Source organism: Tamlana crocina, assembly GCF_012037625.1.
In genome coordinates this window covers 1-15,730 of the sequence record NZ_JAAVJS010000032.1, presented here as the reverse complement: position 1 = coordinate 15,730, position 15,730 = coordinate 1, and the positions used below count along the sequence as shown (strand labels likewise).

Here is a 15,730-nt window from a genome sequence, read left to right as displayed (position 1 = left end):
AGGTAAAAGACTTAGCTGGTCTTGATTGTAAGTCTTAAAAACTACTTTTCTGCTCATTCTTAAATTTAAGAATTTACTAGAAATTAGAGCATAAAAAAGAGACTGCCTTTTCAGACAGCCTCTTTTTTTGTATCAATCTTTTGGTGCAAAAAGGTAATTTATTCTTTGGCAAAAAACGTTTTGTGGATAAACCCTGCTACTACAGCTCCGGCGATGGGCGCCAACCAAAATAGCCACAACTGCGCAGTAAACTCTCCACCAGCAAACAAAGCCTGGCTTGTTGAACGCGCCGGATTCACTGATGTATTAGAAATTGGAATACTTATTAAATGTATAAGCGTTAATGCCAAACCAATGGCAATACCTGCAAAACCTTCGGGTGCTTTAACGTAAGTGCTCCCTAAAATAATCAACAGGAAAAACATGGTGAGCAAAAATTCGGTTATCAAAACAGAAAACATACTGTACCCACCTGGCGACAGTTCGCCATATCCGTTGGCAGCAAAACCACCAATATCAACAAAGTCCGATTTTCCGGAAATAATTAAATACAATGCGCCTGCTGCAGCCACAGCACCTATTAACTGCGCAAGAATATAACCCAGTAAATCTTTGCCGTCAAATTTTCCGCCTGCCCATAACCCAAGACTTACGGCCGGATTAAAGTGCGCCCCCGAAATATGTCCTACAGCGTAGGCCATGGTTAAAACAGTTAGGCCAAAGGCCAATGCCACACCTATAAAGCCAATACCCAAATCGGGGTAACCGGCTGCAAAAATAGCACTGCCACAGCCTCCAAAAACAAGCCAAAACGTTCCAAAAAACTCTGCTAATAATTTTTTCATAATTAAATAGTTTTTTATTGATTGGTATTCCATAAAAGTAACTAATTAATTATTAGACACCTCTAAAAAAATGTGGTCACAAAATTGATTAATCAGGTTCATTAAAAATTTCCTGCAAAACCCCTATCTTTGCACAAACAATCAAAAACTCATGAAACTTCTTTTAATCACCTTAGTATTGTTAGGATTGGGCATTGCAGGAATTGCCATTAAAATTTGGGCAAAAAAAGACGGTAAATTTGCCGGTACTTGTGCCAGCCAAAACCCAATGCTCAATAAAGAAGGCGAGGCCTGTGGTTTTTGCGGAAAAACCCCCGATCAATTTAGCGATTGTAACGAACCTCAACATTCGTAACTAATTCATGGGGCTTCTGGGTTTTATTTACTGCGCATTTATTGTTGTAGTTGTTATCCAAATTGTATTTTACGTATTTATCTTAGGAAAATTTGCTTTTTTAAAGCCGCAGGAAGCGACTAAAAAAAATCTTCCCATTTCGGTAATTATATGTGCCAAAAATGAAGCCGATAACCTAAATCAGTTTTTACCATCGGTCATTGCACAAGACTACCCCAATTTTGAAATCGTATTGATTAACGATGCTTCAAAAGACGACACTTTAGAAGTAATGCAAAGCTTTGCTGCCGAGCACAACAACATAAAAGTGGTGGATGTTAAAAGTATTGAAGCGTTTTGGGGCAATAAAAAATATGCGTTGACCTTGGGCATAAAAGCATCAAAAAACGAATACCTTTTGTTTACCGATGCCGATTGCAAGCCACTTTCACAAAATTGGATTGCCGAAATGGCCGCCCATTTCAGTGAAGATAAAGCTTTGGTTTTAGGCTACGGCGCCTACGAGAAAATCAAAAATTCGTTTCTCAATAAAATCGTTCGTTTTGAAACGCTTATTACGGCGATTAACTATTTTTCATTTTCCATTGCCGGAACCCCCTACATGGGCGTTGGTCGCAATTTGGCCTATGCGAAAAAAGAATTCTTTAAGGCCAATGGTTTTATAGAGCACATTAAGGTCCGCTCTGGCGACGACGACCTTTTTGTCAACCAAGTAGCCACAAAACAAAACACGGCTATTTGTTTTACAAAAGAAAGCTTTACAACATCTACGCCCAAAACAACGTTTAATGAATGGTTTAAACAAAAACGACGACATGTTTCAACCGCCGCTCACTACAAAACAAACCACAAAGTTCTTTTAACGGTTTTGTATGTTTCCAACATTTTATTCTGGTTGTTCGCTTTCATTTTACTTCCTGCGTTATTCCAGTGGCAAGTCGTTTTAATTTTGTTTTTAATTCGAATTTTAATCCAATACACTGTTATAGGACTTTCGTCAAAAAAACTGAACGAAACCGACTTATTATTTCTACTGCCCTTCCTTGAAATCTTTATAATTCTATCACAATTAGCTATCTTTATAAATAATCTTATTTCAAAACCCAACCATTGGAAATAAACGAAGCCATTAAACGAGCTAAAAAAAACCACCAAAAAGCGTTCAACTTTTTATTGGATTTGTATTGGGATGATGTTTACGGATTTCAGCTTAAGCGTACCAAAAACGAGAACGATGCTGAAGACATCACCATTCAAACCTTTTCGAAGGCATTTGATCGCATTGAGACTTTCAACGAAAAATACACTTTTAAGACTTGGTTGATTACTATCTCGAAAAATATCCATATCGATTTACTTCGGAAGGAAAAAAACTCCATTGGGCAAGTCATTTCTAAAGATGAAAGAGAAGCGTTTCAAGTTTTGGACGAGTCGCCCTCACCGGAAGACAAACTGATTACCGAACAACATTTGGCCAAATTGTTGCGGGACATCAAAAAACTAAAACCCCACTATCAGGAAATCATCAACTTGAGGTATTTTCAGGAATTGAGCTATAAAGAAATTTCGAAAGAGCTGGGCGAGCCCATAAACAACGTAAAAGTAAAACTGCTTCGGGCCAAAAAGCTGCTTGCTGAAATTATTAGGAACAAATAATGCTAGCTAAACTAAAAAACCTAGGACCGGGACTCTTATTTGCCGGAGCCGCCATTGGCGTGTCGCACCTGGTGCAATCTACCCGAGCAGGTGCCGATTTTGGCTTGGGACTACTCTGGGCATTACTTTTGGCGCATTTGTTTAAATATCCGTTTTTTCAATTTGGCCCAAGATATGCCACAGCCACTGGCGAAAGCTTGTTAGATGGCTACAAAAAACTTAGTAAGGGTATTTTAATCCTGTATTTTGTTCTCAATTTAGCCACCATTTTCACCGTACAGGCAGGAGTTACCATTGTTACCGCAGGTTTAGCCTCTAACTTTTTTGGTGATTTTATCAACCTTAAAGTCTGGACCATCATCATTATTTCAACCTGTTTACTACTATTGGTTATAGGGAGGTACAAGCTTTTAGACCGATTGATGAAAATAATTGTCATCACCTTAACCATAAGCACCATTGTGGCTGTGAGCATAGCACTTTTTAACCACACTGAACCATTGTCATTTAAACAGGTACTCCCCGAAAACCCTTTAGATATTGCTTTTTTAATCGCCTTTATGGGGTGGATGCCCGCTCCTCTTGATATTTCGGTGTGGCACTCGTTATGGACCGTTGAAAAAAATAACGACACCAAAAACTACAATACCAAATCGGCACTTTTTGATTTTAACATTGGTTACATCAGCACCATTTTTTTGGGCACCGGCTTTGTACTATTAGGCGCCTTGGTTATGTTTAACAGCGGCGAAACTTTTAGCGATTCGGCCACGGTATTTTCCAGTCAGCTAATAGGCATGTACACCACCAATTTAGGCAATTGGGCCTACATTATTATTGGTTTGGCCGCATTTACCACCATGTTTAGCACTACACTTACTACGTTGGATGCCTCCCCGCGTGCCATGGAAAAAACCACACAATTGCTTTTCAATAAAAGCACAAAACTCAATTATAGATTTTGGATTATCCTGCTTTGCATGGGTACCATAGGCATTTTTCTCTTTTTAGCTTCCGAAATGGGACTCTTAATAAAAATAGCCACCATACTATCGTTTATTACAGCTCCTTTTTATGCCATAATTAACTACATTTTAATTTCAAGTAAACACACACCAAAAGACTGTCGGCCATCAAAACTCATGCATATTTGGTGCGTATTGGGCATTGCTTTTTTGGCAGGTTTCAGCTTTTGGTATCTAAGCACCTTATAGAGCATCTTTTAAAAGAATACTTCGTATCTTTGCCCCCTATCATTTTTTAAGTATGAACACAGATACGGCATCCAATATATTACCTGAAAGACAAAAAAAACCAAAATGGCTCCGTGTGAAGCTTCCAACAGGAAAAAAATACACCGAACTGCGTGGACTGGTAGATAAGTATAACCTCAACACCATTTGCACATCGGGTAGTTGCCCCAACATGGGCGAATGTTGGGGAGAAGGTACCGCTACCTTTATGATTTTGGGGAATGTTTGCACCCGTTCGTGTGGTTTTTGCGGTGTAAAAACGGGTCGACCCGAAACGGTAGATTGGGATGAACCAGAAAAAGTTGCCCGTTCTATAAAAATCATGAAAATTAAGCATGCGGTTTTAACCAGTGTAGATCGTGATGACCTTAAAGACATGGGGAGTATTATGTGGGCCGAAACAGTTAAAGCGGTAAGAAGAATGAACCCGGAAACCACACTTGAAACATTAATACCCGATTTTCAAGGTATTGAAAAGCATATCGACAGAATTGTTGATGTAGCCCCAGAAGTAGTATCGCACAACATTGAAACGGTTCGTCGTTTAACGCGAGAGGTGAGGATACAGGCACAATACGATCGTAGTATGGGGGTTTTAAAATATCTAAAGGAGCAAGGCCAACGCCGAACTAAATCTGGCATTATGTTGGGATTAGGTGAAACGCGCGAAGAGGTGATTGAAACCTTACACGACTTAAAAGAGAACGATGTGGATGTGGTAACCATTGGTCAATATCTTCAGCCCAGCAAAAGGCATTTACCGGTAAAACAGTTTATCACTCCCGACCAATTTAAAGAATACGAAGAAATTGGGCTAGATTTGGGCTTCCGTCATGTAGAGAGTAGTGCTTTGGTACGTTCGTCATACAGAGCCCAAAAACACATTAACTAAATATGATTCGTATTGCCATTAACGGATTTGGTAGAATTGGCAGACGTCTTTTTAGGCTGCTTCAAAACCATGAGGCCATCGAGGTGGTTGCCATCAACGATTTAGCCGATGCCAAAACCCTGAGCCATCTATTAAAGTACGACAGCATTCACGGAATTTTTAACGGTGAGGTTTCACATGATGCCGAAAATATTATTGTGTACAACAAAAATGTTCCGCTGTTAAACCATGCACACCCCAAAGACATTAATTGGAAAGCCTATAACGTCGATTTTGTAGTTGAATCCACTGGAAAGTTTAAAACTTCCTCCGTTTTGCAACACCATATTAATAACGGTGCCAAACAGGTCGTTTTGAGTGTGCCCCCAATTGAGGAAGATATTAAAACCATTGTTATGGGAGTGAATGACCATTTAATTGATGGTAACGAAACTATAATTTCGAACGCATCCTGCACAACCAACAATGCGGCACCTATGATCGATATTATTAATCAGTTTTGCGGCATAGACCAAGCCTATATTACTACGGTACATTCGTACACTACCGATCAAAGTTTGCACGATCAGCCCCATCGCGATTTGCGCCGATCAAGAGCTGCAGGGCAATCTATCGTGCCTACCACAACGGGGGCGGCCAAAGCGCTAACTAAAATTTTCCCAAACCTATCGGATGTCATTGGAGGCTGCGGTATTCGCGTTCCTGTTATTAACGGGTCGCTAACCGATATTACGTTCAACGTAAAAAAATCGGTGTCAATTGAAGATATCAACTACTTGTTTAAAGAAGCGGCCAAACACCATTATAAAAATATTCTTGAATATACTGAAGCACCAATCGTTTCAGTTGACATTGTAGGAAATACCCATTCTTGCATTTTCGATTCAGAAATGACATCGGTAATTGGAAATATGGTAAAAATAATAGGTTGGTACGACAATGAAACGGGTTATTCTAGCAGAATAATAGATTTAATTTGCAATTTATCGTCGAAAAACAACATTTTATCGATAAAATAATTATATTTGTCCGTATTAGTTTGAATTATACCCTAAATGAAAAGCTACATTTACATACTAATTTTGCTGTTTAGCCTGAGCACAATGGGTCAAACGACCATTGAAAACGACCCAGAGCTTGCTCAAAACAACATCAGCTACCGCATTGCGGAGTCGCAAGCCGAGTTGGAAAACTTCAATTATTTCAAGGCACAAAAAAACCTTGATGAAGCTCTAAAACTAGCCGAAGATGCCGATAACAAAAAAAGTATTGGCGTTATTTACGCTATTAAAGGTAGAATACAACTTATTATTGGCGAAAAGGACAAAGCCGTAAAATCGTTAAACAAAGCCATTGAAATACAACGTATTATTAATGATAATAAAAACCTAGGGATTTCATATAAAACTTTTGGAGATGTTTATTTGGCAAAAAACGATTACTATTCGGCTTTAGATTCTTATACAGCTGCCAAATCAAAATTTGAAGAAGAAGAACTGAACGAATACTTGGCCGAAACCCTGCTCCAGGAAAGCAAAACCTACGTTCAATTAAAAAACTACACAAAAGCCCGCGATGTTATCGAGCAATCTATCGCCATTGCCAAAAATTACAAATACCAAAAAATATTGAGCAATGCCCTTTTAAATCAAGCCAAGATTTATGAAAAACTAAACAATGACCAAAAAGCACTCAATATAGCCCACGAAAGCATTCAAATTGCAAAAACCAATAACTTTACAAGTATTCTTAACGAAGGGTATTTTGTATTAAGTAGTCTTTATAAAAACATTGACAACTTTAAAACTTCAAGAGAGTATTTAAGTGCTTATGTAGCGTTATCCGATTCCATTAGAAGCTTAACCCGCATTAATTCGTCTCGCGACCTTGAAGCACAGTACTTGCTAAGTGAAGAAATTGAAAAGAATAAATTGGCTTTGGAAAAGTTGGAAAAAGCCGAAGACAGCAACAATTTACAAACGCTTACCTCTATTTTAAGTGTGGCGCTTATTACTATTTTGTCGCTTTTAACCCTGTCGTTGTACAAAAACAACAACATCAGGTTAAAAACCAACAATATGCTGCATAAAAAGAATGCGGAACTTATTGTTGCTAAAGAAAAAGCCGAATTAGCCTCAAAAACTAAAGCCAATTTCTTATCAACCGTAACACACGAATTACGTACACCACTGTATGCCGTAACTGGTTTGAGTAACATGCTTTTGGATGAAAACCCGAAACCCGAGCAGGTTCAGCACTTAAAATCTTTAAAATTTTCTGGCGATTACTTGCTTACTTTCATCAACGACATCCTTCAAATCAATAAAATTGAAGCCAATAAAGTTGATTTAGAGCCTGAAGTTTTCAACCTCAACAAAAAAATCAACAACATTATTTTGGCGCTTAACAACTCGGCCCAGGACAATAATGTTAAAATTCATTTTGAGTACGATAAAAACCTACCCGAAAACTTTATTGCCGACCAAATAAAGATATCTCAAATCTTGATCAACCTTGTGGGTAACTCCATAAAGTTCACCAAGGATGGCGACATTTGGATACGAGTTTATAAAATTGAAGAGGCCGGAAAAGTGTTCACCCTTCGTTTCGAAATTGAAGACAACGGTATTGGTATTAGCCAAGAAAAACAGGACCACATGTTTGAAAGTTTCTCACAAGGCTCCATTCAAATTAACAGAAAATATGGTGGTACCGGCCTTGGTCTTTCTATTGTAAAAGGGTTGATAGACATTTTAAAAGGAAAAATATACGTAAAAAGTGAACTTGAAGTTGGTACGACGTTTTACTTTGAAATACCTCTAGAAAAAACAAACATCGAGGAAGGCGAAGAAAACAAAGTGGCTTATTTTGAAGGCAACAAAGAAGATATCGATTTAACCAATGTTAAAATTTTGGTGGTTGAAGACAACAAAATCAACCAAATGATTACCAAGAAAATTTTAACTAAAATGGAGTTGAAATGCGATATTGTTGATAACGGTGAAGATGCCGTTGAGCAAATTAAGGCCAATACATACGACATCATTTTAATGGATATACACATGCCGGGTATTAGTGGTATCGAGGCCACAAAAATCGTAAGATCTTTCGATAAGGAGCTTACCATTTTCGCCCTTACCGCCGTTACCATTGAAGATAAAATGCATGAGTTTGAAGAAGCCGGATTTACCGATATTATCCCGAAGCCATTCAAGCAGGAAGAGTTCGAGAAAAAACTATACAACGCCTTAGCTGGCAAGAAAAAACCAACCCCTAGCGCTTAATAAAATCGGTGACTAGCGTATTGAATTTATGTTCGTCATCAATGGTTGCTTTAATAGGTAAATAAAACATTTTCCCTTTTAGGGCATCATATTTTTGTAGTCGAACAAAGTCTTTTTCGGTAGTGATGATCTGTTGTTTTTCCTTAAGCATTTCAATGTCCTGTTGGCTAAAATCATGATGGTCTTTAAAATTAAAATGCTCAAAATCCAGATTTTTTCTTTTTAAAAATTCAACCAACGGTGTGGCGTTCGCAATACCTGTTACCAACGTAAAGTGGCTCAGTCCGTTTAAATTTAAACTTTCCGTTTCAGAAACAACCGTATCAGCATACGCAATGGAACTAAAAAACACCTGCTGGTGTGGCAAGGGCGCTATTCGGTTTTTATAAATATTCTTTTCGGTTTCACCGATGTATTCCGGGCATTTGGTTACCACAATGATATCGGCTCGTTTTGCGCCACTTTTGGGTTCACGCAAATTTCCGGTGGGTAAAACCATATCCTTAAAATACGGCTGCGAATAGGTGGTCAATAAAATATTGAATCCGGCCTTTACTTTTCGGTGCTGAAATGCATCATCGAGCAACACCACTTCTGGAGCATTATTCAAATTTCGTAATTGCGCTATTCCGTTTTGTCTATCGGCATCAACAGCAACGGTAATATCATCTTTAAATTTACTGTAAAACTGAAACGGTTCATCGCCCAAAGTTTCCGCCGTGGCATTTTTATCGGCCAATTGAAACCCTTCGGTTTTTCTTTTGTACCCTCTACTTAACGTAGCCAACTTACAATCATCTTTAAAAAGCCTCACCAAATACTCCACCATGGGGCTTTTTCCTGTTCCGCCAGTGCTTAAATTTCCAACGCAAATTACAGGGAAGGTGTACGATTTTGATTTTTTTATGCCCAAATCGTACAATTTGTTCCGCAGCCAAGTCACCACGTAATAAATCGGTACCACGGGAAATAGTAAGTATCGGATTATTTTCATTATAGGGAAATCGAATTATTTTAATGGTTAATTAAATTCGAAATATAATAATTCTTAAACCATTTCAGATTACACAAGACCTCTGAAAAAATAATTAATTTCTTGTGAAAGTAATTATTTTATCTTTGAAGTAAAACTTTTTCCAACATGATTGTACTAGACGTTGCAAACCATTTAGAAACCTTGGCACCTTTGGCTTACGCCGAAGATTTTGACAATGTGGGCCTTTTGGTGGGCGACAAAAATGCTAAAGTAACGGGCGTTTTAGTAACTTTAGATACCCTTGAAACGGTAGTTGACGAAGCCATTGAAAATAATTGCAACCTGATTGTGAGCTTCCACCCTATTATTTTTAAAGGCTTGAAGAAACTCACCGGAAAATCGTACGTGGAGCGCGTGGTGATGAAAGCCATAAAAAACGACATTGCTATTTACAGCATGCACACCGCTTTAGACAATGCCCTGCAAGGCGTAAACGACATGATTTGTAACCAATTGGAATTGAGCAACAAACGCATTTTAATTCCGCAGAATGCCACCATAAAAAAACTGACGACTTACGTGCCCAAAAGTGAAGCCGAAAATCTTCGGAAAGCATTATTCGCAACCGGCGCTGGCAGTATTGGCAATTATAACGATTGTAGCTTCAACGTAGAGGGTTACGGCACGTTTAACGGCAATGAAGATTCCAACCCGACTATTGGCGAAAGGGGACAGATTCACACCGAAGAAGAAACCAAAATCACGATTACTTACGCCAAGCATTTGGAGCAAAAACTGCTAAAAACGCTTTTTGAAACGCATTCTTACGAAGAAGTGGCCTACGAAATCACTACTCTCGAAAATAAAAACCAAAATATTGGCATTGGTATGGTGGGCGAATTGAAAGAACCAATGGACGAAACCACATTCCTAGGCCATTTAAAAGCCAAAATGGGAACACCCTGCATTCGGCATTCGGCATTTTTAAACAAAAAAGTACAGAAAGTAGCCGTTTTGGGTGGATCGGGGAGTTTTGCCATTCAAGCCGCTAAAGCCGCTGGCGCTGAAGCTTTTGTAACGGCCGATTTAAAATATCACGACTTTTTCCAAGCAGAAAACAACATCCTATTAGCCGATATTGGGCATTATGAAAGCGAACAGTTCACAAAAAACCTTTTAGTAGCATATCTTACAAAAAAAATTCCTAATTTTGCAATCATTTTATCAAAGACAAATACCAATCCTGTTAAGTATTTTTAAAGTATGGCTAAAAAGAAAGAAGCAACTGTTGAAGAGCGTTTAAGAGCTTTATACGATTTACAACTCATCGATTCGCGCATTGACGAAATTAGAAATGTTCGTGGAGAATTGCCGTTGGAAGTTCGCGATTTGGAAGATGAAGTAGCTGGATTAAACATAAGATTAGAAAAGCTTGTTGCCAGTTTAGAGGTTATCGACAACGATATTGCAGGTAAAAAGAATTTAATTGAAGAATCTAAAGCTTTGATTAAAAAATACGGCGAGCAACAAAAAAATGTTAGAAACAACAGGGAATACAACTCTTTGACCAAAGAGGTAGAGTTCCAAGAGCTTGAAATTGAATTGGCCGAAAAGCACATTAGAGAGTTTAAGGCTCAAATTGAGCAGAAAAAAGAAGTGATTGCCGAAACCAAAGAGCGTTTAAAAGAGCGCGAAAACCACCTAAAGCATAAAAAAGGTGAGCTTAACGATATTTTGGCCGAAACCGAAAAAGAAGAGCAAGCCTTATTGCAAAAATCGGAAGAATACAAAGACCAAATCGAAGACCGTTTGGTAGCGGCCTACACCAGAATTAGAACCAACGTAAAGAATGGTTTGGCTGTGGTACCGGTTGAAAGAGGTGCTTCTGGAGGGTCGTTTTTCACTATTCCGCCACAGGTTCAGGTAGAGATTGCTTCTCGTAAAAAAGTCATTACCGATGAGCACAGTGGACGTATTTTAGTAGATCCCGTTTTAGCCGAAGAAGAAAAAGAAAAAATGGAAAAATTGTTTGCTAAAATAAGCTAAGCCGTTGTTCCAATTAAAATATCAAAAGCCTTTAAAATTAATTTTGAAGGCTTTTTTGTTTAAGGTTTTGCGGTTTGTTTCGTCTATTTATTAAAATCAATAAATCTAAAAAGTCGTCATTCCGAATTGTCACACTGAGCGCAGTCGAAGTGCTATTTCAATGTATCATCGAATTTAATTGTGATATACTGAAATAGTCCAAATAGTTATCGGGATAGCATGACGAGATAACTTTTTAGTTGCAAAAAACATAAAAAAACAATCCATGAAAACCTTACTCCCCCTATTAGCACTTACCTTATTTTTCAGTTGCCAAAACACGGCACAAACCAACACAAAACAACAAGCCGTAATTAATGCCCTACCCATTGAAGTCGACATAGAAAACGGCTTGGCCAAAGCCTACTTTGCCAGTGGCTGCTTTTGGTGCGTCGAGGCCATTTATGAGAGCGTAAAAGGTGTAAAGGAATCCATTTCGGGTTATTCCGGCGGGCACACCAAAAACCCCACTTACGAAGCCAGCAACACCGGAAGGACCGGCCACGCAGAAGCCGTCGAGATTATTTACGACCCAAAAGTAGTGAGCTTTGAAACCTTGGTTGACGTTTATTTTGCCTCGCAAAACGTTACGCAAGTTAACGGACAAGGCAATGACAGAGGCTCGCAATACCGTTCTATTATTTTTTACCAAAACGACAAGCAAAAACAGATTATTTTAAAGAAAAAAGAAGCCTTGGCCAAAAAGCTGAGTGCCAAAATCGCCGCCGAAGTCTACCCCTTCCAAAAGTTTTGGGTAGCCGAAGATTACCACCAAGACTACGAAAAAAAACACCCCAACCACCCGTATATCCAAAATGTGTCCATTCCTAGACTCAATCGCTTTAAATCCAAAATGCCCGAGGTTTTGAAGGACAACCATTAAATTGCATTTCGTTTTTTGACTTTGTAGAAATTTCGGTTATTTTCGTTAGCATATAATTTTTAATATTGAAATAAACATAATGAGGACTAAACTTATTTTGTTTAGGCGACTGTTAGCCAACATACAAAAAAAATGAAATCAACAACCAAAAAAATAACAACGAACACTAGGGTTATTAAAGATCTCTTGACTAAATATAGAGATACGTTTCAAGCTTTTCGTGAATTAATAAACAACTCTATACAAGCAGAATCAAAAAATATTGAGATAAATATTGATTATGTCAATGAAGCAAATATCAAGTCGCCTATTAAAAGTATTGAAATAACAGATGACGGAATTGGTGTTCCTTTCAATGAATTTGATAAAAGAATTTTAGAAATTGGAACAACCGCGAAAGCACGAGGTCAAGGAATTGGGAGATTCAGTTCATTACAAATTGGAGAGTTAATGCATATTGAGACTGTAGGGTTTGATAGTGATAAAAAGCAATTTTCTAAAACTAAATTCAGTATGGACACATTGGACTTTAACGATGCCCAATTAGAAGAAACTGAATTTAAAGTGGACTTTGAATATCTTACTCAAAAAGTAAATCCTTACTATAAAGTTACAATTGAACAACTTCATCATAATAAACAAAAAAACTCGCCAAAAGAAACACAATTCACGAAAACTTCTTACCCAATAATATTAACCAGGCAATATTCGAGCATTATCCATTCGAGATATTCCACAATTTAGTAAACTTCATTGTAAATGGTAAAACTCTTAAAAGAGAAGATTTTGTATTAGACACACCTTCCAAAAAGACGATTGACTATACTGACAAAAAAGGTAAAACACATAAACTAAACTTTTACTTCTATAATATAAATTCATCTTTAAACAAAGTAAAGGTGTTTTTCCAAACGGATAATGCAGGTTTAAAAAGTGTAGCTCACGAATACACTTATTCATCTGATTGGTATACGCCAGATTTAGGTACGTGGTTTATCTACATAGAATCACCAATGTTAAATACCGATTTGTTTAGAAATTTGGATTTGGAAACATTAGGAGAAGCAGAAATAAACAATTTAAAAAACACAATTAAAGAGACAATCAACGATTTTTTCAAAGCCAAGAATAAAAGGTTTGAAAAGTTTCTTAAAAATTTAGAAAATGACAAATACTACCCCTATCAGAACAATGAACATCCTGCGTCCAAATCTCAAGAAGTTTTATTCAAAAAAGTCGCCTATTTATTAGAAGATGAACATAGATTAATACAAAAAGATGATAAAATAAGAAACTTCCTTTACCCATTGCTTGACAAAGCAATTGGAAATGGGAACATTGAATATATTTTCAAAAAAGTATTAAAGCTTTCCGATGAAAGTTTAGAAAAATTTCATAATCTGTTGGAAAAAAACAGATTTAGAAGATGTTGTTCATTTTGCGAGTGTTGTAGCGGACAAAACAGAGTTTTTAGAGTTTCTACACGAATTAACATATGGAGAAATATCTAAACACTTAAAAGAACGTAGTCAACTTCATAAAATAGTTGAAGATGAATTATGGCTATTTGGGGAAAACTATAATGGCACACCAAAATTATGGTCAGATAAAAAAATTGGAAACATCTTGACTGAATTAAGAGAAAAATATTTTGCCTATGAACCAACAAAGGAAGATGATAATCTTATTGAATTAGATGAAAGTGGCCTGAATGATATAACCGATTTATTCTTTTTCAATGAAAAAATCACAGACTCTGATGCCAAAGAAATTATGGTAGTTGAATTGAAATCACCTAAATGTGCAATAAGTAAAAAAGAATTAAACCAAATAGACGAATACGCATTTACAATTGAACAACATTCTGCGTTACCAAGTGAAAAAGTGAAGTATAAACTAATATTAATTTCATCTCGTCTTACAAAATTTGCAAAATCACAGGTGAAATCAAGACGGCTAACTTTTCCTGACAATCCATTTATGTACGACAGGAAAACAGAAAAAAACATTGAGGTATACGTGATGGAATGGTCAGAACTTATACAACAAAACAATCGAAAATTAGGCTATTTAGCTAATAAATTAAATATAAAAGACAAATCAGTCAAAACGAAATTTGAAGAAGAATATGCAGAATTGATTGATGAAAAAATTTCAGCTCAACTAAGGCTTGTAAAATAAGTACTTGGGTGACATCGCATATAGAAAATATGCGACTAATCATACACGAAATCGTTAAACAAACCAATGAAACAAATAATCTATATAGCTATCAGCCTATTGCTTTTAACAAACTGCAAACAAACCCCAAAAACCAAAGTTGAAAAAACAGATATTTCGGTAGCCGAAAAAATAGCCAACGCCCACGGTTACCAAAATTGGAAAAACGTTGCCGAGGTACAATTTACCTTTGCGGGCAAACGCCATTGGGTATGGCTCCCCAAAACCAACCAAGTCACTTTAAAAACAGCAACGGACACACTAACCTACAACCGCAAACAAATGGACAGCACCGCCCTAAAAGCCGACCGTGCTTTTATTAACGACAAGTTTTGGTTGCTTATTCCGTTTCAATTGGCTTGGGATAGCAGCGCTTCCATTTCAGCACCCGAAAAAGCCACTGGCCCAATTGCAAATACGGTGCTCAATAAAATCACGATGACTTACCCTAACGAGGGCGGTTACACACCGGGCGATGCTTACGATATTTTTTACGACGACAACTTCATCATCAAAGAATGGGTTTTCAGAAGAGGCAATCAAAAAGAACCGTCGCTCATCAACACCTTTGAAAACCTACAAGATTTTAACGGTATAAAAATAGCTTTGGAACACAAAAAAGGCGAAGGCGATTGGAGTCTCGATTTTACTAATGTGTCCGTAGTTTTAGAGTAATTTTGAATTCATTTTTATAAATAAAAACATCCAAATACCAATTATAGGCGTATATAAAGTATAGAAATTACTATTCCGCTTATGCGTCTATATATATTAAAAGCGCTTCAATCAATGGTTGAAGCGCTTTTTCATTTCTATGGTTTTATCCTTTAAATTTTGTTTTCACATGGCTGCCATCGCAATACGGTTTATTTTTCGAGGCGCCACACCTACAGAATGCCGTGGTTTTACTTTTCATTTCGGCACTGCCATCCAAATCAATCACTTTTATCGTACCGTGTACCAATAGTGGGCCGTTGCTCAACACTTCCACTTTTGCTTCTTCAACAACCGTGCTTTCATCAGCACTGGCATTCATATAGTAGCTCAAAGCCCCCGAAGGGCAACGCACCACCTGATTGATAATTTCATCCGTTTGAGCGCCACCAATGGTTATCCACGGCCGCATATCGGGCCTAAAAACCTTGGGCAGCCCTTTTGTAACCTTCCCTAAAAATAAGACAGTTTAAAATTCGAAATTATTAATTTTAAACCAATAAACTGTCAGATGAAAAAAAGTAGATTTACCGAAAGTCAGATCATCAAGATCTTAAAAGAAAACGA

Annotated in this window: 17 protein-coding genes; 14 read left to right on the top strand and 3 right to left on the bottom strand. The window is 37.4% G+C overall.

The window, feature by feature from the left end; all coding sequences use genetic code 11:
* Positions 1–158 precede the first annotated feature (158 nt).
* A complete protein-coding gene (gene aqpZ / locus HC176_RS15240; RefSeq protein WP_167919806.1) occupies positions 159–845 on the bottom strand; it encodes an aquaporin Z in 687 nt (228 codons plus the stop codon).
* A 151-nt stretch (positions 846–996) separates the two neighbouring features.
* Here aqpZ and HC176_RS15235 point away from each other — a divergent pair, with 151 nt between their 5' ends.
* The 7 genes from HC176_RS15235 to HC176_RS15205 all read left to right on the top strand — a co-directional run bounded on the left by HC176_RS15235 (position 997) and on the right by HC176_RS15205 (position 8,285).
* Complete coding sequence (locus tag HC176_RS15235; RefSeq protein WP_167919804.1) at positions 997–1,200, top strand: membrane or secreted protein; 204 nt, start codon at positions 997–999, stop codon at positions 1,198–1,200.
* A gap of 7 nt (positions 1,201–1,207) precedes the next feature.
* The gene (locus HC176_RS15230) at positions 1,208–2,320 is read left to right on the top strand and encodes a glycosyltransferase (protein ID WP_167919802.1); all 1,113 of its coding nucleotides are present in this window, start codon (positions 1,208–1,210) and stop codon (positions 2,318–2,320) included.
* A complete protein-coding gene (locus tag HC176_RS15225; protein WP_167919800.1) occupies positions 2,311–2,856 on the top strand; it encodes an RNA polymerase sigma factor in 546 nt (181 codons plus the stop codon). The genes HC176_RS15230 and HC176_RS15225 overlap by 10 nt, the downstream gene beginning before the upstream one ends.
* Positions 2,856–4,070, top strand: a complete 1,215-nt coding sequence (locus tag HC176_RS15220; protein ID WP_209309729.1) for an Nramp family divalent metal transporter — start codon at positions 2,856–2,858, stop codon at positions 4,068–4,070. The genes HC176_RS15225 and HC176_RS15220 overlap by 1 nt, the downstream gene beginning before the upstream one ends.
* A 52-nt stretch (positions 4,071–4,122) precedes the next feature.
* Positions 4,123–5,001, top strand: a complete 879-nt coding sequence (lipA, locus tag HC176_RS15215) for a lipoyl synthase (protein ID WP_167919798.1) — start codon at positions 4,123–4,125, stop codon at positions 4,999–5,001.
* Between the two features lie 2 nt (positions 5,002–5,003).
* Positions 5,004–6,020, top strand: coding sequence for a type I glyceraldehyde-3-phosphate dehydrogenase (gap, locus tag HC176_RS15210; RefSeq protein ID WP_167919796.1), 1,017 nt, complete (start codon positions 5,004–5,006; stop codon positions 6,018–6,020).
* A gap of 84 nt (positions 6,021–6,104) precedes the next feature.
* Positions 6,105–8,285, top strand: a complete 2,181-nt coding sequence (locus HC176_RS15205; protein WP_245234913.1) for an ATP-binding response regulator — start codon at positions 6,105–6,107, stop codon at positions 8,283–8,285.
* Here the strand turns inward: HC176_RS15205 and lpxK are convergent.
* A complete protein-coding gene (gene lpxK, locus HC176_RS15200) occupies positions 8,275–9,279 on the bottom strand; it encodes a tetraacyldisaccharide 4'-kinase (RefSeq protein ID WP_167919792.1) in 1,005 nt (334 codons plus the stop codon). The two genes, HC176_RS15205 and lpxK, sit on opposite strands and share 11 nt — an antisense overlap.
* A 147-nt stretch (positions 9,280–9,426) precedes the next feature.
* On the opposite strand from lpxK, the gene HC176_RS15195 reads away from it, so the two are divergent.
* The 7 genes from HC176_RS15195 to HC176_RS15165 all read left to right on the top strand — a co-directional run bounded on the left by HC176_RS15195 (position 9,427) and on the right by HC176_RS15165 (position 15,124).
* Positions 9,427–10,521 (top strand): Nif3-like dinuclear metal center hexameric protein, encoded by a 1,095-nt coding sequence (locus HC176_RS15195; protein WP_167919790.1) that lies wholly within the window; start codon positions 9,427–9,429, stop codon positions 10,519–10,521.
* A gap of 3 nt (positions 10,522–10,524) precedes the next feature.
* A complete protein-coding gene (locus tag HC176_RS15190) occupies positions 10,525–11,307 on the top strand; it encodes a zinc ribbon domain-containing protein (protein ID WP_167919780.1) in 783 nt (260 codons plus the stop codon).
* A gap of 265 nt (positions 11,308–11,572) precedes the next feature.
* Complete coding sequence (gene msrA / locus HC176_RS15185; protein WP_167919778.1) at positions 11,573–12,229, top strand: peptide-methionine (S)-S-oxide reductase MsrA; 657 nt, start codon at positions 11,573–11,575, stop codon at positions 12,227–12,229.
* Between the two features lie 132 nt (positions 12,230–12,361).
* On the top strand, positions 12,362–12,973 hold the full coding sequence (locus HC176_RS15180) for an ATP-binding protein (protein ID WP_167919776.1): 612 nt from the start codon (positions 12,362–12,364) through the stop codon (positions 12,971–12,973).
* Positions 12,974–13,128: 155 nt separating this feature from the next.
* On the top strand, positions 13,129–13,740 hold the full coding sequence (locus HC176_RS15175) for a hypothetical protein (protein WP_167919774.1): 612 nt from the start codon (positions 13,129–13,131) through the stop codon (positions 13,738–13,740).
* A 115-nt stretch (positions 13,741–13,855) separates the two neighbouring features.
* Positions 13,856–14,410: a hypothetical protein gene (locus HC176_RS15170; protein WP_167919772.1), complete on the top strand. Its 555-nt coding sequence runs from the start codon at positions 13,856–13,858 to the stop codon at positions 14,408–14,410.
* 66 nt (positions 14,411–14,476) lie between these two features.
* Entirely contained in the window at positions 14,477–15,124 is a 648-nt protein-coding gene (locus tag HC176_RS15165) for a hypothetical protein (protein WP_167919770.1), read from the top strand.
* A 145-nt stretch (positions 15,125–15,269) separates the two neighbouring features.
* On the opposite strand, the gene HC176_RS15160 is transcribed toward HC176_RS15165, so the two are convergent.
* A complete protein-coding gene (locus HC176_RS15160; protein WP_280818689.1) occupies positions 15,270–15,599 on the bottom strand; it encodes a CDGSH iron-sulfur domain-containing protein in 330 nt (109 codons plus the stop codon).
* Between the last annotated feature and the right edge of the window lie 131 nt (positions 15,600–15,730).